The 26,744-nt window shown below is 70.5% G+C and carries 24 protein-coding genes; 15 read left to right on the top strand and 9 right to left on the bottom strand.

Annotation, left to right across the window (positions count from 1 at the left end; genetic code table 11):
- Positions 1-27: 27 nt before the first annotated feature.
- From pyrH to AC6F7H_RS05395, 7 genes are all read left to right on the top strand, one after another.
- On the top strand, positions 28-786 hold the full coding sequence (gene pyrH / locus AC6F7H_RS05425; protein WP_202276293.1) for a UMP kinase: 759 nt from the start codon (positions 28-30) through the stop codon (positions 784-786).
- A 180-nt stretch (positions 787-966) separates the two neighbouring features.
- Positions 967-1,524, top strand: coding sequence for a ribosome recycling factor (gene frr / locus AC6F7H_RS05420; RefSeq protein WP_109381790.1), 558 nt, complete (start codon positions 967-969; stop codon positions 1,522-1,524).
- Positions 1,524-2,648, top strand: coding sequence for a phosphatidate cytidylyltransferase (locus tag AC6F7H_RS05415; protein ID WP_500755550.1), 1,125 nt, complete (start codon positions 1,524-1,526; stop codon positions 2,646-2,648). Before frr ends, AC6F7H_RS05415 begins: the two co-directional genes overlap by 1 nt.
- Before the next feature lie 390 nt (positions 2,649-3,038).
- The gene (rlmN, locus tag AC6F7H_RS05410; RefSeq protein ID WP_500755548.1) at positions 3,039-4,145 is read left to right on the top strand and encodes a dual-specificity RNA methyltransferase RlmN; all 1,107 of its coding nucleotides are present in this window, start codon (positions 3,039-3,041) and stop codon (positions 4,143-4,145) included.
- A gap of 256 nt (positions 4,146-4,401) precedes the next feature.
- Positions 4,402-5,490 carry a thiamine ABC transporter substrate-binding protein gene (locus AC6F7H_RS05405; RefSeq protein WP_500755547.1) on the top strand — a complete coding sequence of 363 codons (1,089 nt, stop codon included), beginning with the start codon at positions 4,402-4,404 and terminating at the stop codon, positions 5,488-5,490.
- Entirely contained in the window at positions 5,466-7,160 is a 1,695-nt protein-coding gene (locus tag AC6F7H_RS05400; RefSeq protein ID WP_500755546.1) for an ABC transporter permease, read from the top strand. The genes AC6F7H_RS05405 and AC6F7H_RS05400 overlap by 25 nt, the downstream gene beginning before the upstream one ends.
- Complete coding sequence (locus AC6F7H_RS05395) at positions 7,161-8,180, top strand: ABC transporter ATP-binding protein (protein WP_500755545.1); 1,020 nt, start codon at positions 7,161-7,163, stop codon at positions 8,178-8,180.
- 63 nt (positions 8,181-8,243) lie between these two features.
- Here AC6F7H_RS05395 and AC6F7H_RS05390 read toward each other — a convergent pair whose 3' ends face one another.
- The 6 genes from AC6F7H_RS05390 to AC6F7H_RS05365 form a co-directional block, all read right to left on the bottom strand.
- Positions 8,244-8,984 carry an LAETG motif-containing sortase-dependent surface protein gene (locus AC6F7H_RS05390; RefSeq protein ID WP_500755544.1) on the bottom strand — a complete coding sequence of 247 codons (741 nt, stop codon included), beginning with the start codon at positions 8,982-8,984 and terminating at the stop codon, positions 8,244-8,246.
- A 275-nt stretch (positions 8,985-9,259) separates the two neighbouring features.
- A complete protein-coding gene (locus AC6F7H_RS05385) occupies positions 9,260-9,667 on the bottom strand; it encodes a VOC family protein (RefSeq protein ID WP_500755542.1) in 408 nt (135 codons plus the stop codon).
- Between the two features lie 133 nt (positions 9,668-9,800).
- Positions 9,801-11,270, bottom strand: a complete 1,470-nt coding sequence (locus AC6F7H_RS05380) for a hypothetical protein (RefSeq protein WP_500755540.1) — start codon at positions 11,268-11,270, stop codon at positions 9,801-9,803.
- On the bottom strand, positions 11,252-12,001 hold the full coding sequence (locus tag AC6F7H_RS05375; protein WP_500755539.1) for an ABC transporter ATP-binding protein: 750 nt from the start codon (positions 11,999-12,001) through the stop codon (positions 11,252-11,254). Before AC6F7H_RS05375 ends, AC6F7H_RS05380 begins: the two co-directional genes overlap by 19 nt.
- Positions 12,002-12,240: 239 nt before the next feature.
- Positions 12,241-13,629, bottom strand: coding sequence for an aspartate aminotransferase family protein (locus AC6F7H_RS05370; RefSeq protein ID WP_500755538.1), 1,389 nt, complete (start codon positions 13,627-13,629; stop codon positions 12,241-12,243).
- Positions 13,626-14,144 (bottom strand): Lrp/AsnC family transcriptional regulator, encoded by a 519-nt coding sequence (locus AC6F7H_RS05365; RefSeq protein ID WP_181383412.1) that lies wholly within the window; start codon positions 14,142-14,144, stop codon positions 13,626-13,628. The genes AC6F7H_RS05370 and AC6F7H_RS05365 overlap by 4 nt, the downstream gene beginning before the upstream one ends.
- Positions 14,145-14,325: 181 nt before the next feature.
- Here AC6F7H_RS05365 and AC6F7H_RS05360 point away from each other — a divergent pair, with 181 nt between their 5' ends.
- On the top strand, positions 14,326-15,765 hold the full coding sequence (locus AC6F7H_RS05360; RefSeq protein ID WP_500755537.1) for a gamma-aminobutyraldehyde dehydrogenase: 1,440 nt from the start codon (positions 14,326-14,328) through the stop codon (positions 15,763-15,765).
- A 128-nt stretch (positions 15,766-15,893) separates the two neighbouring features.
- Here the strand turns inward: AC6F7H_RS05360 and AC6F7H_RS05355 are convergent, their stop codons facing one another.
- The gene (locus AC6F7H_RS05355) at positions 15,894-16,580 is read right to left on the bottom strand and encodes a glycerophosphodiester phosphodiesterase (protein ID WP_500755536.1); all 687 of its coding nucleotides are present in this window, start codon (positions 16,578-16,580) and stop codon (positions 15,894-15,896) included.
- A 53-nt stretch (positions 16,581-16,633) separates the two neighbouring features.
- Positions 16,634-17,701, bottom strand: coding sequence for an adenosine deaminase (locus AC6F7H_RS05350; RefSeq protein ID WP_500755535.1), 1,068 nt, complete (start codon positions 17,699-17,701; stop codon positions 16,634-16,636).
- 152 nt (positions 17,702-17,853) lie between these two features.
- Here AC6F7H_RS05350 and AC6F7H_RS05345 point away from each other — a divergent pair, with 152 nt between their 5' ends.
- On the top strand, positions 17,854-18,759 hold the full coding sequence (locus AC6F7H_RS05345) for a DUF4190 domain-containing protein (RefSeq protein WP_500755534.1): 906 nt from the start codon (positions 17,854-17,856) through the stop codon (positions 18,757-18,759).
- A 14-nt stretch (positions 18,760-18,773) separates the two neighbouring features.
- Here the strand turns inward: AC6F7H_RS05345 and ybiA are convergent, their stop codons facing one another.
- Positions 18,774-19,361 (bottom strand): riboflavin biosynthesis intermediates N-glycosidase, encoded by a 588-nt coding sequence (ybiA, locus tag AC6F7H_RS05340; protein ID WP_500755533.1) that lies wholly within the window; start codon positions 19,359-19,361, stop codon positions 18,774-18,776.
- Between the two features lie 223 nt (positions 19,362-19,584).
- Between ybiA and AC6F7H_RS05335 the strand changes: the two genes are divergently transcribed.
- Genes AC6F7H_RS05335 through AC6F7H_RS05310 form a run of 6 tightly spaced genes read left to right on the top strand, consistent with a single transcriptional unit; the run spans position 19,585 to position 26,742 of the window.
- Positions 19,585-21,150, top strand: a complete 1,566-nt coding sequence (locus AC6F7H_RS05335; protein ID WP_500755532.1) for a gamma-aminobutyraldehyde dehydrogenase — start codon at positions 19,585-19,587, stop codon at positions 21,148-21,150.
- A 20-nt stretch (positions 21,151-21,170) separates the two neighbouring features.
- On the top strand, positions 21,171-22,418 hold the full coding sequence (locus AC6F7H_RS05330; protein ID WP_500755530.1) for a polyamine ABC transporter substrate-binding protein: 1,248 nt from the start codon (positions 21,171-21,173) through the stop codon (positions 22,416-22,418).
- Between the two features lie 5 nt (positions 22,419-22,423).
- Positions 22,424-23,590, top strand: a complete 1,167-nt coding sequence (locus AC6F7H_RS05325) for an ABC transporter ATP-binding protein (protein ID WP_500755529.1) — start codon at positions 22,424-22,426, stop codon at positions 23,588-23,590.
- Complete coding sequence (locus AC6F7H_RS05320; protein ID WP_500755528.1) at positions 23,590-24,522, top strand: ABC transporter permease; 933 nt, start codon at positions 23,590-23,592, stop codon at positions 24,520-24,522. The genes AC6F7H_RS05325 and AC6F7H_RS05320 overlap by 1 nt, the downstream gene beginning before the upstream one ends.
- On the top strand, positions 24,523-25,332 hold the full coding sequence (locus tag AC6F7H_RS05315; protein ID WP_500755526.1) for an ABC transporter permease: 810 nt from the start codon (positions 24,523-24,525) through the stop codon (positions 25,330-25,332).
- A 6-nt stretch (positions 25,333-25,338) separates the two neighbouring features.
- Positions 25,339-26,742 carry an NAD(P)/FAD-dependent oxidoreductase gene (locus AC6F7H_RS05310; protein WP_500755525.1) on the top strand — a complete coding sequence of 468 codons (1,404 nt, stop codon included), beginning with the start codon at positions 25,339-25,341 and terminating at the stop codon, positions 26,740-26,742.
- Positions 26,743-26,744 lie beyond the last annotated feature (2 nt).

Here is a 26,744-nt window from a genome sequence, read left to right as displayed (position 1 = left end):
GCAACACGTGAAAGAGGCGGGATCCCCATGACCACCAAGGCCGAGAAGAGCGACGACGGCAAAGTACGCGGCCGGTTTCTGCTGAAGCTGTCCGGAGAGGCATTCTCCGGTGGCGGCGGCCTGGGCGTCGATCCCGACGTGGTGCACGCCGTGGCACGCGAGATCGCGGCGGTCGTCCGTGACGGCGCGCAGATCGCCGCCGTCATCGGCGGCGGCAACTTCTTCCGCGGCGCGGAACTGCAGCAGCGCGGCATGGACCGGGCCCGCTCCGACTACATGGGCATGCTGGGCACCGTGATGAACTGCCTGGCGCTCCAGGACTTCCTGGAGAAGGAAGGCGTGGACTGCAGGGTGCAGACCGCCATCACCATGGGCCAGGTCGCGGAGCCCTACATCCCCCTGCGAGCCGTACGGCACCTGGAGAAGGGCCGCGTGGTCATCTTCGGCGCCGGTATGGGCATGCCGTACTTCTCCACCGACACCACCGCCGCCCAGCGCGCCCTGGAGATCGACGCCGAGGCGCTCCTGATGGGCAAGAACGGTGTGGACGGGGTCTACGACTCCGACCCGAAGACCAACCCCGACGCGGTGAAGTTCGACCATCTCGGGTACGGGGAGGTCATCACGCGTGACCTGAAGGTCGCCGACGCCACGGCCATCACCCTGTGCCGCGACAACAAGCTCCCGATCGTCGTCTTCGAACTGCTGACGGAGGGCAATATCGCGCGCGCCGTCAAGGGTGAGAAGATCGGCACACTTGTGGGTGACCAGACGGACCGGAACTGACCGGACCAGAACCACCCGTCCGAGTCAGGACACTCCTGGGGACGGACGGGACGGGCCGGGCCGGGGGATGGACAATGTCCCGCTGGTCGGGAACCGTGCAGGAAGAAGACGCGACGCAGCTGGCCGCCGCCCCGCCAGGGAACCGCGGCTGGGCCTACTCAAGACACGCAGGAGCAAGTGGTGATCGAAGAGACCCTCCTCGAGGCCGAGGAGAAAATGGAGAAGGCCGTCGTGGTCGCCAAGGAGGACTTCGCCGCGATCCGCACCGGTCGTGCGCACCCGGCGATGTTCAACAAGATCGTGGCTGACTACTACGGCGCACTGACGCCGATCAACCAGCTGGCCTCGTTCTCCGTGCCCGAGCCGCGCATGGCCGTGGTGACGCCGTTCGACAAGAGCGCCCTGCGCAACATCGAACAGGCCATCCGCGACTCCGACCTGGGCGTCAACCCGAGCAACGACGGCAATATCATCCGCGTGGTGTTCCCCGAGCTCACCGAGGAGCGCCGCCGCGAGTTCATCAAGGTCGCCAAGGCCAAGGGAGAGGACGCCAAGGTCTCCATCCGTGCCGTGCGCCGCAAGGCCAAGGACGGCATCGACAAGATGATCAAGGACGGCGAGGTCGGCGAGGACGAGGGCCGCCGTGCGGAGAAGGAGCTCGACGACACCACCGCGAAGTACGTCGCGCAGGTGGACGAGCTCCTGAAGCACAAGGAAGCGGAACTGCTCGAAGTCTGATGAACGACTCTTCCTGGGGGGCGCCGCCGCAGGCCGGGTACTGGGGGCCGCCCGAGCAGGGGTCCGCCCAGGGAGCTGTCCCGGCGGCTCCCACGTACGATGCGCACTACGCGCAGCAGACTCGCCCCATGCCCATCGTGCCCGACCTGCCCGAACACGGTGCCGATCAGGACATGGGCCGGGGGACCGCTCGGCTGAGCGGCCCTCTGTTCCCAGACGAGACGACGCGGGCGCGCCCCCATCCGGGGGAGATGCCGCAGAATCCGGAGCCCATGCCCGACGCCCCGCAGCCGGCGCCCCCGCCGCAGAAGAAGAGCGCGGGACGCGACCTGGGCGCCGCCATAGGGGTCGGTGTCGGGCTCGGCGCGGTGATCGTTGTGTCGCTGTTCGTCGTCAAGGCGGTCTTCGTCGGCGTCGTCGCGGCCGCCGTCGTGGTGGGCCTGTGGGAGCTGACCAAGCGGCTGGAGGAGTGCAAGGGGATCCGGGCGCCGCTCGTGCCGCTCGCGTTCGGCGGCGCGGCCATGGTCGTCGCCGGGTACGTCCGGGGCGCCGAGGGCGCGTGGGTCGCCATGGCGTTCACCGCGCTGGCGGTGCTGGTCTGGCGGATGACCCAACCGCCCGAGAACTACCTCAGGGACGTCACGGCGGGGATCTTCGCCGCGTTCTACGTGCCGTTCCTGGCGACCTTCGTCACGATGATGCTGGCCGCGGACGACGGGCACTGGCGGGTCCTGGTGTTCCTGCTGCTCACTGTCATAAGCGACACCGGTGCGTACGCCGTCGGCTGGCGCTTCGGCACGCACAAGCTCGCCCCGCGCATCAGCCCCGGCAAGACCCGCGAGGGCCTGCTGGGCGCGGTCGGGTTCGCGATGGCGGCGGGCGCGCTGTGCATGCAGTTCCTGATCGACGACGGCACCTGGTGGCAGGGGCTGCTGCTCGGCCTCGCGGTCGCTGTCAGCGCCACCCTCGGCGACCTGGGCGAGTCCATGATCAAGCGGGACCTGGGCATCAAGGACATGGGCACCCTGCTCCCCGGCCACGGCGGCATCATGGACCGCCTGGACTCCCTGCTGCCCACGGCCCCGGTGGTGTGGCTGCTGCTGGTGATCTTCGTCGGCAGCTGACCCCGTCGGTCCCGGACCTCTTCGAGCCCCCGCGTCCCGCCGGACGCGGGGGCTCGACCCGTCGAAGGAAGGGCCCGGCCACCCCGAGCACGTCCGCCGCCGTTCCCCCGCCCTGTCCGGCGCGTGCACCCGTGGGTAGGGTTCCGCCATGGCGCAGGCACGGCTGGGGGACGACGGCAGGTACCGGGGTGAGCTGCCGTGCCGATGGTGCGACACCTTGATCGACCAGGGCGGGCGGCGCAAACCGCGTCTGTACTGCCGGATGTCCCACCGCTGGAAGAGCTCGGCTCCTGGGCCGTGGCTCTGGTCGGCGGGTTGTTCTGAGCGCTCCAGGGTGCCCTCGGACGGCTCGCGCGGTCACCCGATTGGATCTGCGACACTGGTACCGCCATGCCTAAGCCCGGAGAACTCACTTTTGTCGCGCCGCGCGGAGCCAAGAAGCCGCCGCGGCACCTTGCCGACCTCACGCCCGCCGAGCGCAAGGAGGCGGTCGCGGCGGCCGGTGAGAAGCCGTTCCGCGCCAAGCAGCTCTCGCAGCACTACTTCGCGCGGTACGCGCACGACCCTGAGCAGTGGACCGACATTCCCGCCGGTTCCCGTGCCAAGCTCCAGGAGGCGCTGCTCCCCGAGCTGATGACGGTCGTCCGGCACCTGTCGACCGACCAGGGCACCACCCGCAAGACGCTGTGGAAGCTGTTCGACGGAACCCTCGTCGAGTCGGTGCTCATGCGGTACCCGGACCGGGTGACGATGTGCATCAGCTCGCAGGCGGGCTGCGGCATGAACTGCCCCTTCTGCGCGACCGGGCAGGCCGGGCTCGACCGGAACCTGTCCACCGCGGAGATCGTGCACCAGATCGTGGACGGCATGCGGGCGCTGCGGGACGGCGAGGTCCCCGGAGGGCCCGCCCGGCTGAGCAACATCGTCTTCATGGGGATGGGCGAGCCGCTCGCCAACTACAACCGGGTGGTGGGTTCGATCCGCCGCCTGACCGACCCGGAGCCCGACGGGCTCGGGCTGTCGCAGCGCGGGATCACCGTCTCGACCGTCGGGCTGGTGCCGGCGATCAACCGGTTCTCCGACGAGGGCTTCAAGTGCCGCCTGGCCGTCTCCCTGCACGCGCCCGACGACGAACTGCGCGACACCCTCGTCCCCGTGAACACGCGGTGGAAGGTGCGCGAGGTCCTCGACGCCGGTTTCGAGTACGCGGCCAAGTCGGGGCGACGGCTGTCCATCGAGTACGCGCTGATCCGGGACATCAACGACCAGGCGTGGCGCGGCGACCGGCTCGGGCGGCTGCTGAAGGGCAGGCCCGTGCACGTCAACCTCATCCCGCTCAACCCGACGCCCGGCTCCCAGTGGACCGCTTCGCGGCCCGAGGACGAGAAGGCGTTCGTGGACGCGATCGCCGCGCACGGTGTGCCGGTGACGATCCGGGACACCCGTGGACAGGAGATCGACGGGGCCTGTGGCCAGCTCGCCGCGAGCGAGAGGTAGCCTGTCCGGCGTAGAAGACGTTGCAAGGACAACAACTTCATATCGGGTAAACATACGTTCATATTCCGACAGGGGAGCGCCACAGCGCTGAGAGTGCGGCATCGGCCGCAGACCCTCCGAACCTCGCCCAGGTCATTCTGGGTAGGGAGATCGGTCATCACTCGAGCTGTTGTGCCCTGCCCGGGGCACCCGTGAGGGGTCCCGGACAGGGCCGCGTCTCTTCCTGGTCACCCCCAGGAGGAATCCGGTGAATCCGGTGAGCATCACCAAGAAGGTCACGATCCTGGCCGTCGGGCTGGGGCTGGTCACCCTGTCCGCCTGCGGCTCGTCCGGCGGCGACGACCGGGAGTCCGGGTCCGGCGGGTCCGGGACCGTGACCCTGGTCAGCCACAACTCGTGGGCCGTGTCGAAGGACGTCATCGCCGCCTTCGAGAAGAAGTCCGGCTACAAGGTCAAGGTCCTGGAGGACGGCGACGCCGGATCGGCCGTGAACAAGGCGATCCTGACCAAGGACAACCCCCAGGGCGACGTCTTCTTCGGCGTCGACAACACCCTGCTGTCCCGCGCTCTCGACAACGGGCTGTTCCAGTCCTACGAGGCCGAGGGCTCCGACCTGATCCTTCCCGAGTACCGCGTCGACGAGGACAAGCACCGGGTCACGCCGGTCGACACCGGCGACGTCTGCGTCAACTACGACAAGGAGTGGTTCAGCGAGCGCGACCTGACCCCGCCGAAGACCTTCGACGACCTGATCAAGCCCGAGTACAAGAACCTCCTCGTCGCCGAGAACGCCTCCACCTCCTCGCCCGGCCTCGGTTTCCTCCTCGGCACCGCCGCGAAGTACGGGGACGAAGGCTGGACGGACTACTGGAAGAAGCTCAAGGTCAACGGCGTGAAGGTGGTAGACGGCTGGGAGCAGGCCTACAACGAGGAGTTCTCCGGCTCGGCCGGCGGCAAGCAGGCGGGGGGCGACCGGCCGCTGGTGGTGTCCTACGCCTCCTCCCCGCCCGCCGAGGTGATCTACGCCGACCCGAAGCCGACGACCGCTCCCACCGGTGTCGTCGACGGCACCTGCTTCCGTCAGGTCGAGTACGCGGGGCTGCTCGGCAACGCGAAGAACCCCGAGGGCGGCAAGGCACTGCTCGACTTCCTGCTCACCAAGGAGTTCCAGGACGACATGCCGCTCAACATGTTCGTCTACCCGGTGCGGGAGGGCGCCCAGGTGCCCGAGGAGTTCACGAAGTACGGGCCGCAGGCGAAGGACCCGGAGACGATGGACCCGGCGAGGATCGCCGACAACCGTGACCAGTGGGTCAAGTCGTGGACCTCGCTCGTACTGAAGTGAGCCGGACCGCCGCCGTGCGAGAGCGCGGGCGAAGGCGGCGGCGCGGGACCGCGGCGCGGCTCGGCCTGATGGCCGTGCCCGTCGCGTTCTTCGCCGTCTTCTTCGCCTACCCCGTCACCGCGATCGTCGCGCGCGGTCTGAAGGCCGACGGGGTCTGGCAGCTCGGGCGGATCGGGGACGTACTGGCGCAGTCCGACGTCCGGCAGGTGCTGTGGTTCACCACCTGGCAGGCGCTGGTCTCCACCGCCCTCACCCTGCTGATCGCCCTGCCCGGCGCGTATGTCCTCGCCCGCTTCGAATTCCCCGGCAGACAACTGCTGAGGGCGGTGGTCACCGTCCCCTTCGTGCTGCCGACGGTCGTCGTCGGTACGGCGTTCATGGCGCTCGTCGGGCGCGGCGGCCTCCTCGACGAGTTGTGGGGTCTGCGGCTGGACACCACCGTGTGGGCGATCCTGCTCGCGCACGTGTTCTTCAACTACGCCGTCGTCGTGCGGACCGTGGGCGGACTCTGGGGGCAGCTCGACCCGCGGCAGGAGGAGGCCGCGCGGATGCTCGGCGCCTCACGGTTCACCGCCTGGCGGACCGTCACCCTGCCCGCGCTCGCGCCCGCCGTGGCCGCCGCGGCGCTGATGGTCTTCCTGTTCACCTTCACCTCCTTCGGCGTGGTGCAGATCCTCGGCGGGCCCACCTTCGCCACCCTCGAAGTGGAGATCTACCGGCAGACCTCGGAGATCTTCGACCTGTCCACCGCCGCCGTCCTGACGATGATCCAGTTCGTCGCGGTGGGCGCGATCCTCGCCCTGCACGCCTGGACCGTACGGCGGCGGGAGACCGCGCTGCGACTGGTGGACGCCTCCGTGACCGCGCGCCGGCCGCGCGGCGGTGGGCAGTGGGCGCTGCTCGCCGGGGTCGTCGCCACCGTCGCCGTCCTGCTGCTCCTGCCCCTCGCGGTGCTGGTGGAACGGTCCTTCGGCGACGCCGGGTCCGGCTACTACCGGGCGCTGACCCGGGACGACGGGGGAGTGTTCCTGGTCGCGCCGATCGAGGCGGTCGGCAACTCCCTGCAGTACGCGGCCCTGGCCACCGTCATCGCCGTGGTGATCGGCTCCCTGGCGTCCGTCGCACTCACCCGGCGGGACGCGGGACGGCTGGTGCGCGGCTTCGACGCCCTGCTGATGCTGCCGCTCGGGGTGTCCGCCGTGACCGTCGGCTTCGGGTTCCTGATCGCTCTCGACGAGCCGCCACTGGACCTGAGGTCCTCCTGGATCCTGGTGCCGCTCGCACAGGCGCTGGTCGGTGTCCCGTTCGTGGTACGGACCATGCTGCCCGTGCTGCGGGCCGTGGACGTGCGGCTGCGGGAGGCGGCGGCGGTGCTCGGGGCGTCGCCGTGGCGGGCCTGGCGCGAGGTGGACCTGCCGATGGTGCGGCGGGCGATGCTCATCGCGGCCGGGTTCGCCTTCGCGGTGTCGCTGGGCGAGTTCGGCGCGACGGTGTTCATCGCGCGGCCGGACCACCCGACCCTGCCGGTGGCCGTGGCGCGGCTGCTCAGCCGGCCGGGGGACCTCAACTACGGTCAGGCGATGGCCCTGTCGACGATTCTGATGATCGTGTGCGCGGTGGCGCTGCTGGCGCTGGAGCGGCTGCGGACCGATCGATCCGGGGAGTTCTAGATGCTGTTGAGCCTCGAGGCCGCCACCGTCCGGTTCGGCGGACGGGCGGTGCTGGACGCCGTCGACCTGGGGGTGGCCGAGCACGAGATCGTGTGCGTGCTCGGGCCCAGCGGCAGCGGCAAGTCCACGCTGCTGCGGGCGGTGGCAGGACTGCAGCCCCTCGACGCGGGGCGGATCTCGCTCGCCGGGCGCGACCAGACGGACGTGCCCGCGCACCGGCGCGGGGTCGGGCTGATGTTCCAGGACCACCAGCTGTTCCCGCAGCGGGACGTGGGCGGCAACGTGGCCTTCGGGCTGCGGATGCGCGGCACGTCACGGACCGAACAGGCGGACCGTGTGGAGGAGTTGCTGAACCTCGTCGGACTCCCCGGAGCGGCCGGGCGGGCGGTGGCGGCGCTCTCCGGTGGAGAGCAGCAACGTGTCGCCCTGGCACGCGCCCTGGCGCCCAGCCCGAGGCTGCTGATGCTCGACGAACCGCTCGGCCAGCTCGACCGGACGCTCAGGGAGCGGCTGGTCGTCGAACTGCGTGAGCTGTTCGGTCGGTTGGGCACCACCGTGCTCGCCGTGACGCACGACCAGGGTGAGGCGTTCGCGCTGGCCGACCGGGTCGTGGTGATGCGGGACGGACGAATTGCCCAGTCCGGTACGCCCCTTGATGTGTGGCAGCGTCCGGCCGACGCGTTCGTGGCTCGCTTCCTGGGTTTCGAGAACGTGGTCGAGGCGACGGTCGGCGCGGACGTCGCGGTGACGCCGTGGGGCAAGGTCCCGGTGCAGGCGGGCACCCCGCAGGGCACGCGGACGCTGCTCGTCCGGCCCGCCGGGGTCCGGCTGGTCCCGGCCGAGACGGGGCTGCGCTGCACGGTGACTGCGCGTACCTTCCGGGGCACCCATGTCGCGGTCCGCCTCCAGCCCGAGGAGGCGCCCCGGCTGGAGGCCGCCTGCGCGCTCCGAGCGGCACCCGAGGTCGGGGACGAGGTCGGGGTGGAGTTCGACGCGGCCGAGGTCGTCGTACTGGACTGACCTGCGGCGGACGCGCGATGGCCCGCCCCGGCGGGGACGGGCCATCCTGCGGTGCGTGAGATGTCAGCTGTCGCTGCTCGTCCCGCGACGGCGCATGCCGAAGAAGACCGCACCGCCACCGACGGCGACCAGGGCCGCCGCGATACCGGCGACCAGACCGGTGTTGGAGTCCGCGCCGGTCTCGGCGAGGTTCGAGTCACCGACGGCAGGCGACGGAGCGTTGTCCGAGGTGTCCGCCGGGGCGGGGGCGGTGGTCTCGGGCTCCGACTCCGACGGGGCCGGCGTGCCGGGCTCGGCGGGCTCCTCGGCCGGGGCCGAGGCGGAGGCCGACGGCGTGGGCTCCGGGGCCGGAGTCTCCGGAGCCGAGGTCTCCTTCTCTCCCTTGCAGGCCGTGGCCGGGGTGGTCAGGTTCGGCTTGATGTCCTCGTCCACGTAGGGCGCGGCCTTGACGTGGATGCGGTACTCGGCGTTGGGCTTCCAGTCCTCCTCAAAGGTGATGGTGACGCCCTCGCGGGAGCCCTTGACCACCTGCTCGCCGATCTTCTTCTCGTCGGCGCCGTTGTTCTCCAGGAACACGGTGACGGTGGCGGGAACGCCGGCCGGGTCCACGTCGGTGACGGTGATGACACCGTTGTCACCGACGCACTTGGCCTCGGCCGAGAACTCGTTGATGTTGCAGGCGGCCGCGCTGCCTGCGAGACCGACGGTGAGCGCGGCCGACGCGGAGGCGACACCGAGGGCGCGCACGGTACGTGCGACGGTACGGCGCGAGGCCGTACGGCGTGATACGGACAGAACTGCCACGTTTGTCCTTTACGGGATACGTAAGTGCGGGGGGTTGAGGGAGGGTTGACGGTACATCAGCACTCCCGTGAGGCTCCCAGGTCTATAAGCGGCGCATAAGTAGTGTCAACGCATATGCCGATAGCAGGACATGGCTTTACCTTCTTATTGCCCATCCGGGCGTTTCAACGTCTCCGAAGCCGCCTCGATCCGCTCCGGGGGTGCCGGGAGGAGGGCGGCATGAGCGGGGAGCGTCTCCACCCGCGCATGCCGGACCGTGCCGTACGGGCTTCTCCTCAGCCCTCCACGACGGACGGGTCCATCCACACGATCTCCCAGGTGTGGCCGTCCGGGTCGTCGAAGGCGCGGCCGTACATGAAGCCCTGGTCCTGGGTCTCGCCGCTGACCGAGCCGCCCGCCGCGACGGCCTTCTCGACCAGTTCGTCGACCTGCTCGCGGCTCTCGGAGCTCAGGGCCAGCAGCACCTCACTGGTCGTGGCGGAGTCGGCGATCTCCTTCTTCGTGAACTCCGCGTAGCGCTGCTTGGTGTGCAGCATCGCCACGATGGCGTCGCTGATCACGACGGAGGCGGTGTTCTCGTCACTGAACTGCGCGTTGATCGAGTAGCCGAGTTCCGTGAAGAACTTCTTCGAGGCGTCGAGGTCGTCGACGGCCAGGTTCACGAAGATCATCTGCTGGTACATGCCGGGTCTCTCCCTGGGGGTGCCGGGTTCCGTGGCGTTCGACGGGGTAGACCGGGGGCTGGCCCGGAACTCATCGCCCGGTGGAGAGCCTTTTGGCGCGCCCCTGCCCTTCAGAGAGACGCGCCCCTGCCCTTCAGAGAGACAGGGGGAGGGCCGACAATCCCGCCACGGTCACGGTCAGCGGCCCGAACAGGGCGAGGAGCGCGCCGGCCCTGAGGGCCGCGGCCCGGCGCGGGGTCGAGGCGGGAGCGCCCAGACGCAGCAGCGCGGCCGTGGTACCGGCGTGCGCGTGCTTGGCCTCGACGGCGGCCGTCAGCAGGGTCGCCACGGTGCACCCCGTCACCACCAGCACTCCGAGCAGGGTGAGCGGCCCTGCCGACAGGTCGTCGGCGTAGTAGTGCCGGCTCATGGCGTACGCGGCCGACAGCACGGCGCAGACCACACCCAGCGGACGGCCGATCCGGACGGCCTCCGTCATGAGGAGCCGACCGGCCAGCAGTCGCAGGGCACCCGGGCGGACCGACTGCAGCAGACGGCCGCACAGATGGGTGAGACCGGGGCCGATCAAGGTGAGGCCGACGACGGTCAGCGCCAGTCCGGCCAGGGCCCCGGGCCGGTCTCCTGGGGAGGCGGCGGCACCGGTCCGGCTCACGTAGGTCTCCACGGCCAGCCCCGCGGCCAGCACGGCGATGCCCCAGGGCAGACCGGAAGGTGCCGAGCGGGCGCCGGCCGGGACGGCAGCCGGCTCCCCGTTGGCCGGGACGCCTGCCGGCTCCCCGTTGGCCGGGACGCCTGCCGGCTCCCCGTTGGCCAGCGCGGGGCCGTCGCTCGCACCGTCCGGCCCGGGCGACCGCACCTGCGTCTCCTCCGGGACGGCTTCCGGTTCCTGTTGCCGCTGGGCTGCGGTCGGCCGTCGGCCGTGGGGCGCCGCTGCCAGATGCCTGCCGAAGCGTCCGTATGCCCCGAACGTCTCCCGTTCCGCCGTACTCCGGTACGCACCGAAGCGTCCGTACGCCCGTCGGGACGCGCCCGTGGCCCGCCCCGCAGGGGACGCGCCCGTGGCCTGCTCCGCACGGGACGCGTCCGTGGCCCGCTCGCGTGGACGCAGCGCCACCGCCACCGCCGCCGACGCGCTCACCGGCGGCAGCGCCAGTAGCATCAGGGCCGCCGGGAGCGGCAGGGGCCTGCCCGTGGCCAGGAACTCGGTGGCGGCCCCGTCGACGGGCATCCCGGTGAGGCCGCCGCGCAGCTGGAGGAAGACGAGCAGGGCGACCACCGACCCCAGGGTGCAGGCCAGAGCCGTGGTCGTCGCGGAGACGGCCATCAGCCGGACGGGGCCGAGGCCGACCGCCGAGAGCCCGGGCCGGGGTCTGGTCCCCGGGTCGGTCCGGGCCACCGCGACGGCGAAGTACACCGTGGCCGCCAGCGGGGCCGCGCACCAGGCCAGCCGGAGCAGTGAGGCGGACGGCGTGCCCGGGTTGCCGAGCGCGTGGCCGAGAGCGCACAGGAGCAGAAAGCCCGTGCCCGCGGAGGCGGCGGCGACCAGAAGGCGGCGCAGCTGGACGGTGGGACGGGCGCCTCGTGTCAGACGAAGAGCGAGCACGTGGCCCGACCCTCCGTCTCGACGGTCTCGGAGACCGGAGGCAGATGCACGGTGCGCACCTGGCGCCCGTCGAGCAGCGAGACGGTGCGGTCGGCGAGGGCCGCGATGTCCGTGTCGGAGGTCGCGAGGAGCACCGTGATGCCGTGCGAACGGGCCGCGGTGGTGAGCGTGCGCAGGACGTGCCGGCGGTCGGTGCGGTGCAGCGGCGCGGTCGGCTCGTCGGCGAACAGCACCGAGGGGGCCGGGGCGAGGGCGCGGGCGATGCAGACCCGCTGGCGCTCCGCGTGCACCAGGTCCGCGGGGCGCTTGCGGGCCTTGTCGCCGATGTCGAGGCGCTTCAGCCACTCCATGGCCGTCGACTTGGCCCGGCGCCGGGCGGTGCCGCGCAGCATCAGGGGGAGGGCGGTGTTCTCCCAGACGTTCAGCTCGGGGACGAGCACCGGTGCAGGATCGATCCAGCCGAAGCGTTCCCGGCGCAGCCGCTCGCGGGCGGCGGGAGTCATCGTGTGCACGGGCAAGCTGTTGAACCAGACCTCGCCGCTGCGCACGGGCACCAGTCCGGAGAGACACCGCAGCAGGGTCGTTTTTCCGCTGCCGTGCGGGCCCCCGACGGCGAGGATCTCGCCCTCCCCGACGCCGAGCGAGACCCCGCTCAGCCCGGGAGAGCCGTCCTTGTGCCGGAAGTGCAGGGCGCGTGTCCAGAGCACGTCGTTGTCCGGTGGGGCCACCATGGCGTACACCTCGGTTCGGATCAGAAATGCCGTGCGAGATCTGTGAAATCCCCCATGCGGGGGAACGAAGGCAAGGCCGATCGGTCACTGGGCACGCTAGGCAGGACGCGGCGGGAGGCCGGACAGCACGCGGCCCCGGACCGCCGTTTCTCACTCGAACGGGCGGCACCGGGGCCGTAATTGATCATTCCAGCCGAAGATCACAGCGGTGGATCACGGCGGTGGATAACGGCGGTGAGTCACAGCTTCGTCCACGCCTCCGACAGCGTGGCGCGCAGGATCTGTTCGATCTCGTCGAAGGTCTCCTGGTCGGAGATCAGCGGCGGGGCGAGTTGGACGACCGGGTCGCCGCGGTCGTCGGCACGGCAGTACAGGCCGTTCTCGTACAGCTTCTTGGACAGGAAGCCGTACAGGACGCGCTCGGTCTCCTCGTCGTCGAAGGTCTCCTTGGTGTGCTTGTCCTTGACCAGCTCGATGCCGTAGAAGAAGCCGTTGCCGCGGACGTCGCCGACGATCGGCAGGTCGTACAGCTTCTCCAGCGTCGAGCGGAAGGCGCCCTCGTTGTCCAGGACGTGCTGGTTGAGGCCCTCGCGCGCGAACAGGTCGAGGTTGGCCACGGCCACCGCGGCCGAGACGGGGTGGCCGCCGAAGGTGTAGCCGTGCAGGAAGACGTTGTCGCCCCGGTAGAACGGCTCGGCGAGGCGGTCCGAGACGATGCACGCGCCGATGGGCGAGTAGCCCGAGGTCATGCCCTTGGCGCAGGTGATCATGTCCGGGACGTAGCCGAACTTGTCGCAGGCGAACGTGGTGCCCAGGCGGCCGAAGGCGCAGATGACCTCGTCGGAGACGAGGAGCACGTCGTACTGGTCGCAGATCTCCCGGACCCGCTGGAAGTAGCCGGGCGGCGGCGGGAAGCAGCCGCCCGCGTTCTGCACCGGTTCCAGGAAGACCGCGGCGACCGTGTCCGGGCCCTCGAAGAGGATCTGCTGCTCGATCTGGTCGGCGGCCCAGCGGCCGAACGCCTCCGGGTCGTCGCCGTGGAGCGGAGCCCGGTAGATGTTGGTGTTCGGGACCTTGTGCGCGCCCGGCACCAGCGGCTCGAACGGGGCCTTGAGGCCCGGCAGTCCGGTGATCGACAGGGCGCCCTGCGGGGTGCCGTGGTAGGCCACCGCGCGGGAGATGACCTTGTACTTGGTCGGCTTGCCGATCAGCTTGAAGTACTGCTTGGCGAGCTTCCAGGCGGTCTCCACCGCCTCACCGCCGCCCGTGGTGAAGAAGACCTTGTTCAGGTCGCCCGGGGCCTCGTCGGCGAGCCGCTCGGCCAGTTCCACGGCCTTGGGGTGGGCGTAGGACCAGACGGGGAAGAAGGACAGTTCCTGTGCCTGCTTGAAGGCGGTCTCGGCGAGTTCGACGCGGCCGTGTCCCGCCTGGACCACGAACAGGCCGGCGAGACCGTCGAGGTACCGCTTGCCCTTGTCGTCGTAGATGTGGGTGCCCTCGCCGCGGACGATGGTGGGGACGGGGGAGTCCTCGTACGAGGACATACGGGTGAAGTGCATCCACAGGTGGTCGTACGCGGACCTGCTGAGGTCGCTGGGATCCTTGGGGCTGTCGGTGCTCACGATCATCGGGTTCCCCACATGTAGGTCTGCTTCTTGAGCTTGAGGTAGACGAAACTCTCGGTGGAGCGGACACCGGGCACGGCCCTGATGCGTCGGTTGATGACCTCCAGAAGGTGGTCGTCGTCCTCGCAGACGATCTCGACCATGAGGTCGAAGGAGCCCGCGGTCATCACCACGTACTCGCACTCGTCCATGGCACTCAGCGCGTCGGCGACGGACTCCACGTCCCCCTCGACGTTGACACCGACCATCGCCTGCCGGCGGAAGCCCACGGTGAGCGGGTCCGTGACGGCGACGATCTGCATCACGCCGTGGTCGAGCAGTTTCTGGACGCGCTGGCGCACGGCCGCCTCCGACAGACCGACGGCCTTGCCGATCGCGGCGTACGGCCGCCGGCCGTCCTCCTGGAGCTGCTCGATGATGGCGAGGGAGACGGCGTCCAGGTGGGGACCGCCGCCGTTCTTGGACTCGCGGGAGTCCCTCGGTTCTGCGCTTCGACTGGCCACATGGTCACTGTGCACGACGTCTCGACTGTTTCGCAAGGCGCATTCGATGAAATCCGTTGTCCTGGGGGTTTCAGTTTGCGGATTTCGCAGGCGTGGGGCGGGTGGGGGTGTTGAAAACGTCAGCGGTCCGTCTAGGGTGGGTGTCTCAGAGGTTGGACACCTCGGACACCCACGAGGAGCACCAGGAGGGCCTGCAGTGAGTACCGAGCTGCGTCGTCTGCGCAACTACATCGGCGGTGAGTTCCGTGACGCCGCCGACGGACGGACCACCGAGGTGGTCAACCCCGTGACCGGTGAGGCGTACGCGACCGCGCCGCTGTCCGGGCAGGCGGATGTGGACGCCGCGATGGCCGCCGCCGCCGAGGCCTTTCCCGGTTGGCGCGACACCACGCCGGCCGAGCGGCAGAAGGCCCTGCTGAAGGTCGCGGACGCCTTCGAGGAGCGTGCCGAGGAACTGATCGCGGCCGAGGTGGAGAACACGGGCAAGCCCATCGGGCTGACCCGCACCGAGGAGATCCCGCCGATGGTCGACCAGATCCGCTTCTTCGCGGGTGCGGCACGGATGCTGGAGGGGCGCTCGGCCGGCGAGTACATGGAGGGCCTGACCTCCATCGTGCGCCGTGAACCGGTCGGCGTCTGTGCCCAGGTCGCCCCCTGGAACTACCCGATGATGATGGCCGTGTGGAAGTTCGCCCCGGCGATCGCGGCGGGCAACACGGTCGTTCTGAAGCCGTCCGACACCACGCCGGCCTCCACCGTCCTGCTCGCCGAGATCCTCGGCTCGGTCCTGCCCAAGGGCGTCTTCAACGTCATCTGCGGCGACCGCGACACCGGCCGCATGATGGTCGAGCACGAGACCCCGGCGATGGCGTCCATCACCGGTTCGGTGCGCGCCGGCATGCAGGTCGCCGAGGCCGCGTCCAAGGACCTCAAGCGCGTCCACCTGGAGCTGGGCGGCAAGGCTCCGGTGGTGGTCTTCGAGGACACCGACATCGCCAAGGCCGTCGAGGACATCTCCGTCGCGGGCTTCTTCAACGCCGGCCAGGACTGCACGGCCGCCACCCGCGTCCTCGTCCACGAGTCGATCCACGACGAGTTCGTCTCCGCGCTCGCCAAGGCGGCGGCCGACACCAAGACCGGCATGCCGGACGACGAGGACGTTCTCTTCGGTCCGCTCAACAACCCCAACCAGCTCAAGCAGGTCGAGGGCTTCATCGAGCGGCTGCCCGCGCACGCGCGCGTGGAGGCCGGCGGCAAGCGCGTCGGCGAACAGGGCTTCTTCTACGCGCCGACCGTCGTCTCGGGCCTGAAGCAGGACGACGAGATCATCCAGAAGGAGGTCTTCGGCCCGGTCATCACCGTCCAGACCTTCGCCGACGAGGACCAGGCCGTCGAGTACGCCAACGGCGTCGAGTACGCGCTGGCCTCCTCGGTGTGGACCAAGGACCACTCCCGCGCGATGCGCATGTCCAAGAAGCTCGACTTCGGCTGCGTGTGGATCAACACCCACATCCCGCTGGTCGCGGAGATGCCGCACGGCGGCTTCAAGAAGTCGGGCTACGGCAAGGACCTGTCGGGGTACGGCTTCGAGGACTACACGCGCATCAAGCACGTGATGACGTCGCTGGACGCGTAGCGCTCCGCTGGGGAGAGCCGGACGAATCGGCTCCTGGGCGCCGTTCGGGTCCCGTTGACCGGAGGCTGCGGGTCGTAGGTGGCTGGTCGCGCGCAGTTCCCCGCGCCCCTTTCGGGGCGGGGGAACTGTCACGGTCGAGCGTTCACGTCGCGCAGGACGTCGACGCGGTTGGTCGTGATCGAGTCGGCGCCCATCGCCAGCAGGCGGCGCATGGAGCGGCGGGTGTCCGGGGTCCACACGGACAGCAGGTAACCGTCACGGTGGACGCGGTCGGCCAGGGCCCGGTCGACCAGGCTGAAGCGGTAGTTCAGCCAGCGCGGGCGGATCGCCTCCAGGAGACCGGTGCGCGGCGGGGCCAGCGTCGTGCGGGTGAGGGCGATCTCGGCGGACGGGTCCGCCGCGCGCACGGCGAGCATGGCGGCGGCGCCCGCGCAGTAGTACACGCGGTCCCGGGCCCCGTGCTCCCGTACGACGTCCACGATCCGGCGCACCGCCCGCGGGTGCGGGGCGCCCGGCAGGTCCAGCATGGCCCTGCTGCCCTCGGTCGCCGACAGCGCGTCCGACAGGGTCGGCACGCCGCCGTCGGTCAGGCCGCGCACCTCCTCCCAGGACAGCGACCGCAGCGGGCGGTCGTGTGCCCAGAGCCGCTTCAGCGTCTCGTCGTGCAGCAGGACCGGCACGCCGTCCCGGGTGAGGCGCACGTCGAACTCGACCGCGTCCGCGCCCCGTTGGAGCGCGGAACGCAGCGAGGCGAGCGTGTTCTCGCGGACGCGGTAGGGGTCGCCGCGGTGGGCCACGGCGGTCACGTCGTGCATGGCAGCCCTTCGCAAGGTCGGTTCGTCACGGGGTGGCCGGTTCGCCGGGGCGCTCAGCGGGCGAGCCAGGACGTGGTGTAGGTGTCGATCTCGGCGGCCAGCCGAGCCTTGGCGGGCCGGTCCAGGAAGGACGCCTCCACCGCGTTCTTCGCCAGCTCGGCCAGGCCCCGTTCGTCGAGGTCCAGCAGCCGCGCGGCGATCAGGTACTCGTGGTTGAGGTCGGTGCCGAACATCGGCGGGTCGTCGGAGTTGACGGTCACCAGGACACCGGCCCGGACGAACTCCTTGATGGGGTGTTCGTCGAGGCTGGCGACCGCGCGGGTGGCGATGTTGGAGGTGGGGCACACCTCCAGCGCGATGCGCCGCTCGGCGAGATGCGCGAGCAGCTCGGGGTCCCGGGCGGCGCTGGTGCCGTGCCCGATCCGCTCGGCGCGCAGGTCGCCCAGGGCGTCCCACACCGTCTCCGGGCCGGTGGTCTCACCGGCGTGCGGCACCGAGCGCAGGCCCGCGGCGATGGCACGGTCGAAGTACGGCTTGAACTGCGGCCGGGGCACCCCGATCTCGGGCCCGCCCAGGCCGAAGGAGACCAGGCCCTCCGGGCGCAGCCGGTCGTCGGTGGCGAGCCGCACCGTCTCCTCGGCGGACTCCAGACCCGCCTCACCGGGGATGTCGAAGCACCAGCGCAGTACCGTCCCGAACTCGGCCTCGGCCGCCTTGCGGGCGTCCTCGATCGCGTCCATGAAGGCACGCGCGTCGATCCCGCGGCGGGTCGACGAGAACGGGGTGATGGTCAGCTCGGCGTACCGCACCTGCTGCCGGGCCAGCTCACGCCCCACCTCGAAGGTCAGCAGCCGGACGTCCTCGGGTGTGCGGACCAGGTCGACGACGGACAGGTACACGTCGATGAAGTGGGCGAAGTCCGTGAAGGTGAAGTAGTCGGCGAGCGCCTCGGGGTCGGTGGGGACCCTGGAGTCGGGGTGGCGGGCGGCCAGCTCCGAGACGATGCGGGGGGAGGCGGAGCCGACGTGGTGCACGTGCAGTTCGGCCTTGGGCAGTCCGGCGATGAAGGCACGCGGGTCATGGCCCGGTGTCGCGGTGGCCGTGACGAGGCGGTCGGTCATTGTTCCTCCCCCAAGCGGCGTCCTCGGCCGGTGTGCGGCGGGACGCGGGTGATCGGCTGATCGGTGGATCGGGGATCATCGTAGGACGGGTGCGCCCGGCGGGGTACCGGGGCCGTAACATGGCGGGACGTTCGACGGAGGGGGTCCAGCGCATGTCCGACGACGCGCAGGCGCCGGAGGCGCGGGGGAGCACGGCGGGCGGTACACCGCCCCGGAGCCCGCACGACCATGACGATGTGTGGGCGGCGCCGGCCGACAGCGGGGCCGCTCGGGCGCAGCCGCCCCAGGCCCCGCCGCGGGACGTGGCGCCCCCGGTGACGCAGATCGATCTGGGCGGGCAGGTCGCACCCGGCCCGCCGGACCCCACCGGAGCAGTCGACCCGTGGGCGCTCCCGGAGTTCGACCCGCCGACCCACGGCGCGGGTACGACCGATGCGTCGGCCGCTCCCTCGGCCCCCGGCGCCCCCTCCGTGCACGATCAGCAGACGATGACGTCCTTCCCCGCGATGGACGACCCCGCCCCGCCGCCCGCTCGGCCCTGGGTCGGCCCCGCCACCCCGCAGGCACCGATACCGCCCGCCGGCCCCGGCGCGGCGGCCTCCAACCCCTTCGCGCCCCCGGTCGCCGACCCGCTCCCGCCACCGCCCATCGCCCCCGACGGCCCCGGCCAGGTTCCGTACGGCTACCCGGGCGGCCCGCAGAGCGGTTACGGCTACCCGGCCCCGCAGCCGCCCGGTTACGGCGGCGCACCCGGTTATGGCGGCGCGCCCGCCCCGGGCTACCACGGCTGGACCGGCATGACGCCCATGCCGAGCAACGGCATGGGCGTCACCGGACTCGTGCTCGGCATCATCTCGGCCGTGTTCTTCTGCCTCTGGCCGCTGGCCATCGTGCTCGGCGTCATGGCTGTGATCTTCAGCGCGCTGGGCCGGGGCAAGGCGGCCCGCGGCGAGGCCACGAACCCGGGACACGCCCTGGCCGGCCTCATCTGCGGTGCGGTCGGCATCGTCCTCAGCGTCGGCTTCGGCGCGCTCGTCCTGTTCACGTCCTCCCACTGACCCCGGACACCACCTCAGAGCCCCGGCCCGTCCCGGTCCTTCCGGAGGCGGGCGCGGGCCCGCACCAGGGCGAAGCCCAGGAGGTTCGGGCCGCGCCACTGCTCGGGGTCCGCCGCCCTCTCGTCGGTGGCCGCGAGTCCGATACCCCACACCCGGTCCACCGGGCTCGCCTCGACCAGCACACGGTCGCCCGTGTTCAACAGGAAGGCGCGCAGGCCGGGGTGGGCCGCGAACTTGTGCACGCTGCCCTCGACGACGACGCGGAACCGCTCCCGCCGCCACATCTCCTCGTCGAAGCCCCGCACCAGCCGTCCTGCCTCCTTCGCCTGCGCCGGGTGCTTCGCGGCCAGCACCCGACGCTCCCCCTCCGGGTCCGCGAACAGCCGGGCCTTGGCAGCCATCATCCAGTGCTCGGCGGTCGCGTAGGTCACGCCGTCCACCGTGAACGGCGACGGCCACCACTGGCTCAGACAGCTCGCCCCGATCCGGCCGTCGGGCAGCGGCCGGTGCCCCCAGAAGTACAGGTACTTGACCCGTCGGCCGGCCCGCAGCGCCTCGACCAGGGTCTCCCTGGAACCGATGGTCCCCACCGTTTCGCTCATCGCCACCCCCGTGAAACCTGCCCTGCCCGCGCGAGTCTGGCACGCACCACCGACACCTCGTCCCGCCTTTTCCGCCGCCCCTCGACGCCCGGTCGACAGATTCCGTCGCGTAACCAAAAGGCAACAACGGAATCACTTGTTGGAGTCCCGTTGCTCTGTCAGGATCGGCACTCAAATCGAGCTGGAGCCACGCCGCCCCCTCGGGGAGACGGAGGAGAGCGACATGCACAACCCGGGCAACGCCACCCCGGAACGATTCCCGGCCCAGGACCGGTTCGCGGACGGGGCGCAGTTCATCGCGGGACGTTCGACGAAGGGCACCTCGGGCCGTACGCACACGGTCGTCGACCCCGCCACCGGGCAGGAGGTCCACACCTACGCGCTCGCCGGCACCGACGACGTGGACGCGGCCGTCGCCGCGGCGCGCGAGGCGTTCCCGGCGTGGGCCGGCGCCACCCCCGGTGAGCGCTCCGACGCCCTGCACCGGTTCGCGGCCGTCGTCGCCGAGCGCGCCGAGGACTTCGCCCGCGCCGAGTCCCTGCAGTGCGGCAAGCCGCTCAAGCTGAGCCGTGAGTTCGACGTCCCGGGGACGATCGACAACATCGCCTTCTTCGCCGGCGCCGCCCGTCATCTGCAGGGCCAGTCCGCCGGCGAGTACTCCGGCGACCACACCTCCTACGTCCGCCGCGAGCCCATCGGCGTCGTCGGCTCGATCGCGCCCTGGAACTACCCCCTCCAGATGGCCGCGTGGAAGATCCTCCCGGCGATCGCCGCGGGCAACACCGTCGTTCTCAAGCCGGCCGAACTCACCCCGCTGACCTCCCTCCTGTTCGCGCGGGCCGCCACCGACGCGGGCATCCCGGACGGCGTGATCAACATCGTCACCGGCACCGGCAAGGAGGCGGGCGAACACCTCGTCGGCCATCCCGACGTCGCCATGACCTCCTTCACCGGCTCCACCGCCGTGGGCAAGCGGGTCGCCGAGATCGCCACCGCCACCGTCAAGCGCATCCACCTCGAACTCGGCGGCAAGGCCCCCTTCGTCGTCTTCGACGACGCCGACCTCGACGCCGCCGTCAACGGAGCGGTCGCGGGCGCGCTCATCAACACCGGCCAGGACTGCACGGCCGCCACCCGCGCGTATGTGCAGCGGCCCCTCTACGAGGCGTTCGTCGAGCGCACGGCCGCCCTGATGGAGACCGTGCGGCTCGGCGACCCCTTCGCTCCCGGCACCGACCTCGGCCCGCTGATCTCGCACGCCCAGCGCGACCGCGTGGCCGGATTCGTCGACCGGGCACGTGCCTGTGCGCGGGTGGTGACCGGTGGTGAGGCTCCGGAGGGGGACCTGAAGCACGGCGCGTACTACCGCCCCACCCTGATCGCCGACGCGCCGCAGGACAGCGAGGTCGTGCAGTCCGAGATCTTCGGGCCGGTGCTCGTCGTCCTGCCCTTCGACACCGACGGCGAGGGCATCGCCCTGGCCAACGACACGCCGTACGGGCTCGCCGCCTCCGCGTGGAGCCGCGACGTGTACCGGACGGGTCGTGCCACCCGCGAGATCAAGGCGGGCTGTGTGTGGATCAACGACCACATCCCGATCATCAGCGAGATGCCGCACGGCGGCTCCAAGGCGTCCGGCTTCGGCAAGGACATGTCCGCGTACTCGTTCGAGGAGTACACCCAGATCAAGCACGTCATGTTCGACAACACGGCGGTGGTCCGCAAGGACTGGCACCGCACGATCTTCGGGGACCGACAGCAGCCGGGCCGCCCGACCCACGGCCACTGACCCGAAAGGGCACCACGCGCATGGAGCAGTACGAGCCCGACCGCCTCTCCCCGGCCCAGACGGCCGCTATGCGGCGCAGCTTCCGCAACGGCAGGGCAGCCCTGACCCGCCGTTCCCTGCTGCACGCCTCCACCGGGGGCGCGCTCGCGGTCGGCGGTCTCGGGGCGCTGAGCGGGTGCGGCATCCCCCCGGCCGGCCGGACCCAGGGCGGCACCTCCGCCGAGGACCGTTCGGCCGAGGAGAAGACCGTCAACTTCTCCAACTGGCCCGTCTACATCGATGTCGACGAGAGCGGCAAGCAGCGTCCCACGCTCGACACGTTCACCCGGCAGACCGGCGTCAAGGTCAAGTACACCGAGGACGTCAACGACAACACCGAGTTCTTCGGCAAGATCAAACCGCAGCTCGCCGCCGGGCAGGACACCGGCCGAGACCTGATCGTCCTCACCGACTGGCTGGCCGCGCGGATGATCCGCCTGGGCTGGGTCCAGAAACTGGACCCGGCGAACCTGCCGCACGCCTTCGCCAACCTCTCCGGGCAGTTCCGCAGCCCGGACTGGGACCCGGGGCGCGCCTACTCCTACCCCTGGCAGGGTGTCTCGGCCGTCGTCGCCTACAACAAGAAGGCGCTCGACGGCATCGAGGTGAAGTCGGTCTCCGATCTGCTGGACAACCCCAAGCTCAAGGGCCGGGTCTCCTTCCTGTCCGAGATGCGCGACAGCATCGGCATGACCCTGCTCGACATGGGCAAGGACCCGGCCAAGGTCACCGACGACGAGTACGACGCGGCGATCGACCGCCTGCAGAAGGCCGTCGACAAGGGGCAGATCCGCCGCTTCACCGGCAACGACTACACGTCCGACCTGACCAAGGGGGACATCGCCGCCTGTGTCGCCTGGGGCGGTGACATCGTCCAGCTCCAGGCGGACAGCGACGACATCGGGTACGTCATCCCGGACGCCGGTTTCGTGACGGCCACCGACAACCTGCTCATCCCCAACAAGGCCCGCCACAAGGCAAACGCCGAGCGGCTGATCGACTTCTACTACCAGCCGCCGCAGGCGGCCCGGCTCTCCGCCTACGTCGCCTTCGTGAGTCCCGTCGACGGCGCGCAGGAGGAACTCGCCAAGATCGACAAGTCGGCGGCGGAGAACCCGCTGATCATCCCGACCAAGGACGTAGCGGCCCGAACCCACTCCTTCCGCGCCCTGAGCGACAAGGAAGAGGCGGCCTACGAAGCGAAGTTCGCGAAGCTCACAGGGGCGTGACGACGATGAAGAAGACGACACAGACCAACGGCGACGTCCGCCTGACGCAGATCGGCAAAACCTACGGGAACTTCACCGCCGTACACCCGCTGGACCTGACCGTGCCCCAGGGCTCCTTCTTCGCCCTGCTCGGCGCGTCCGGCTGCGGTAAGACCACCACCCTGCGGATGATCGCCGGCCTGGAGGAACCCACCGCAGGCACCGTCCACCTCGGCGACCAGGACGTCACCGCGCTCCCGCCGTACAAGCGGCCGGTGAACACCGTTTTCCAGTCCTATGCCCTCTTCCCGCACCTCGACATCTTCGAGAACGTCGCCTTCGGTCTGCGCCGGCGCGGCATCAAGAGCGTGAAGAAGCAGGTCGAGGAGATGCTGGAGCTGGTGCAGCTCGGCGAGCAGGCGCGCAAGAAGCCGCACCAGCTCTCCGGTGGCCAGCAGCAGCGCGTCGCGGTGGCCCGCGCCCTGATCAACCACCCCAGGGTGCTGCTGCTCGACGAGCCGCTCGGCGCCCTCGACCTCAAACTGCGCCGCCAGATGCAGCTGGAGCTCAAGCGCATCCAGACCGAGGTCGGCATCACCTTCGTACACGTCACGCACGACCAGGAGGAGGCCATGACCATGGCCGACACGGTCGCCGTGATGAACGCCGGCCGGGTCGAGCAACTCGGCCCGCCCACCGACCTGTACGAGAACCCGCGCACCACCTTCGTCGCCAACTTCCTGGGCACGTCCAACTTCATCGAGGCCGGCGTCGACTCCAGGTCCGGCGACGACCTCGTGCTGAAGGCGGGCGGCGGCAAACTCGTCCTGCCCTCGGCGCGCAACAGCGGCCCCACCACGACCGGCGGCAAGGTGCTGCTGGGGGTGCGCCCGGAGAAGATCTCCCTCGCCCACGCGGACGACGCCGGGCAGATACCCGAGGGCCGCAACCGGATCACCGGCCGGATCGCCGACTCCAGCTTCATCGGTGTCTCCACGCAGTTCGTCGTCGACAGCCCGGTCTGCACCGCGTTCGAGGTCTACGTCCAGAACATCGACCGCGACGACCGCCTGGTGCCCGGCGCGGAGGTCGTCCTGCACTGGAACCCGGCGCACACCTTCGGCCTGGACGCCGCGCAGGACGCGGACGCGGGCGTCGAGACGGTCGAGCCCGTCGAGGGTGAGGTCGCCTGATGGCCACGGCCACCGAGGCGCCGCCCCTGGCGCCCGCCCCGGAGACGAAGGAGAAGAGACCGCCGCGCAGGCGAGGCCGCTGGACGCCGTACCTGCTCCTGCTGCCCGGCCTGCTGTGGCTGGTCGTCTTCTTCGCGCTGCCGGTGATCTACCAGGCCTCCACCTCCGTCCAGACGGGGTCCCTGGAGGAGGGCTACCGGGTCACCTGGAACTTCGCCGTCTACTGGGACGCACTGTCCACGTACTGGCCGCAGTTCGTCCGCTCGGTGCTCTACGCGGCCTCCGCGACCGTGCTGTGCCTGCTGCTCGGCTATCCGCTGGCGTACCTGATCGCCTTCCGCGCGGGACGCTGGCGGAACCTGATCATGATCCTGGTGATCGCGCCGTTCTTCACCAGCTTCCTGATCCGCACCCTCGCCTGGAAGACGATCCTCGCCGACGGCGGCCCGGTGGTCGACGCCCTGAACACCCTGCACGTCCTAGACGTCACCGCCTGGCTCGGCTGGACGGCGGGCGACCGGGTGCTGGCCACACCGCTCGCCGTCGTCTGCGGTCTGACGTACAACTTCCTGCCGTTCATGATCCTGCCGCTCTACACCTCGCTGGAGCGCATCGACCCGCGGCTGCACGAGGCGGCGAACGATCTGTACGCCAGGCCCTCGACCACCTTCCGCAGGGTCACCTTCCCGCTGTCGATGCCGGGCGTCGTCTCCGGCACGCTGCTGACCTTCATCCCGGCCACCGGCGACTACATCAACGCGGACCTGCTCGGCTCCACCGACACCCGCATGGTCGGCAACGTGATCCAGATGCAGTTCCTGCGCGTCCTCGACTACCCGACGGCCGCCGCGCTCTCGTTCATCCTGATGGCCGCGATCCTCGTCATGGTCACGTTCTACATCCGTAGGTCCGGCACGGAGGATCTGGTGTAAATGGCCTTCGTCAACTGGCTCAAGAGCCGTCTCGTCGTCATCGCGGGGCTGCTGACGCTCGCGTATCTCCTGCTGCCGAACGTCGTCGTCACCGTGTTCTCCTTCAACAACCCGAAGGGCCGCTTCAACTACCAGTGGCAGGAGTTCTCCACGGACGCCTGGCGGGACCCGTGCGGGGTCGCCGGCCTGTGCGGGTCCCTGACGCTCAGCCTCCAGATCGCCCTGTGGGCGACCCTCGGCGCCACCCTGCTCGGCACGCTGATCGGGTTCGCTCTGGTCCGCTACCGGTTCCGCGCCCGCGGCGCCGTGAACTCGCTGATCTTCCTGCCGATGGCGATGCCCGAGGTGGTGATGGCGGCGTCCCTGCTGACCCTGTTCCTCAACATGGGTGCCCAGCTGGGCTTCTGGACGATCCTGATCGCCCACGTCATGTTCTGCCTCAGCTTCGTCGTGGTCGCCGTCAAGGCCCGGGTGATGTCCATGGACCCGCGCCTCGAGCAGGCCGCCCAGGACCTGTACGCCGGCCCGTTCCAGACGTTCTGGCGGGTCACCCTGCCGATCGCCGCACCCGGCATCGCGGCGGGCGCGCTGCTCGCCTTCGCGCTCTCCTTCGACGACTTCATCATCACCAACTTCAACGCGGGCTCCACCGTCACCTTCCCGATGTTCGTCTGGGGCTCCGCCCAGCGCGGAACCCCCGTGCAGATCAATGTCATCGGTACGGCCATGTTCGTCGTCGCCGTGCTGCTGGTGCTGGTCTCCATGGTCTTCACCAAGCACAGCAAACGCCGCTACCGGCAGAAGGCGTAGGTCACCATGAGCCGTTGGACGGCATCCCTCGCCGAGGTCCGGCCCCTCGCGTACTGGCTGGACGACCCCGGCAGGCCGCGGCCCGAGCCCGCCCTCACCGGCGCCGAGACCTGCGACCTGCTGGTCGTGGGCGGCGGCTACAGCGGACTGTGGACGGCGTTGATCGCCAAGGAGCGGGACCCGGACCGGGACGTCGTCCTGGTCGAGGGGCGGGAGGTGGGCTGGGCCGCCTCGGGCCGCAACGGCGGATTCTGCGCCGCCTCGCTCACCCACGGCCTGGCCAACGGCCTGGCCCGCTGGCCCGACGAGATCCACCGGCTGGAGCGGCTGGGCGCCCGCAACCTCGACGCCATCGAGGAGACGGTCGCCCGCCACGCCATCGACTGCGACTTCGAACGCACCGGCGAGATCGACCTCGCCACCGAGCCCCACCAGGAACGGGAACTGCGGGACTGGTACCAGGAGATGGACCGCCGGGGGCTCCGTGACGGCGTGGAGTTCCTGGACGCCGACGCGGTCCGCGCCCAGGTCGACTCGCCCACCTTCCGGGCCGGCCTGTGGGACCGCCGGGGCGTGGCCATGCTCCATCCGGCGAAACTCGCCTGGGGGCTGAAACGGGCCTGCCTCGGCCTCGGCGTCCGGGTGTACGAGCACACCCCCGCCCTCGGCCTGCGCACGTACGGCGCCGGACTGGCCGTACGCACCCCCCACGGGCAGATCCGCGCCCGGACCGCGGCGCTCGGCACCAACGTCTTCCCCAGCCTGGTCCGACGGGCCCGCGCGTACACCGTCCCGGTCTACGACTACGCCCTGATGACCGAGCCGCTCACCGCCGACCGGCTGGCGTCCGTCGGCTGGCGGAACCGGCAGGGGCTCGCGGACACCGCCAACCGGTTCCACTACTTCCGGCTGACCGCCGACAACCGCATCCTGTGGGGCGGCTACGACGCGGTCTACCCGTACGGCGGCCGGGTGCGAGCCGAGTACGACGACCGCCCGCAGACCCATGCGAAGCTCGCGGACCACTTCTTCACCTGCTTCCCGCAGCTGGAGGGCGTCCGCTTCACCCACGCCTGGGGCGGCGCGATCGACACCTGCTCCCGCTTCTCGGCCTTCTTCGGCACCGCCCACCGGGGCAGGGTCGCCTACACGGCGGGTTACACGGGGCTCGGCGTCGGCGCCACCCGCTTCGGCGCCGAGGTGATGCTGGACCTGCTGGCGGGGGAGCGCACCGAGCGCACGGAGCTGGAGATGGTGCGCAAAAAGCCGTTGCCGTTCCCGCCGGAACCCTTCGCCTGGACCGGTATCGCGCTCACCCAGTGGTCCATGGCGCGGGCCGACGCGCACGACGGACGCCGGAACCTGTGGCTGCGCACGCTGGACCGCCTGGGGCTGGGCTTCGACAACTGAGG

This window comes from Streptomyces sp. MMS24-W38 (genome assembly GCF_059889265.1).
The sequence above is the reverse complement of the archived record's forward strand: the minus strand, read 5'-3'. Positions and strand labels throughout refer to the sequence as shown.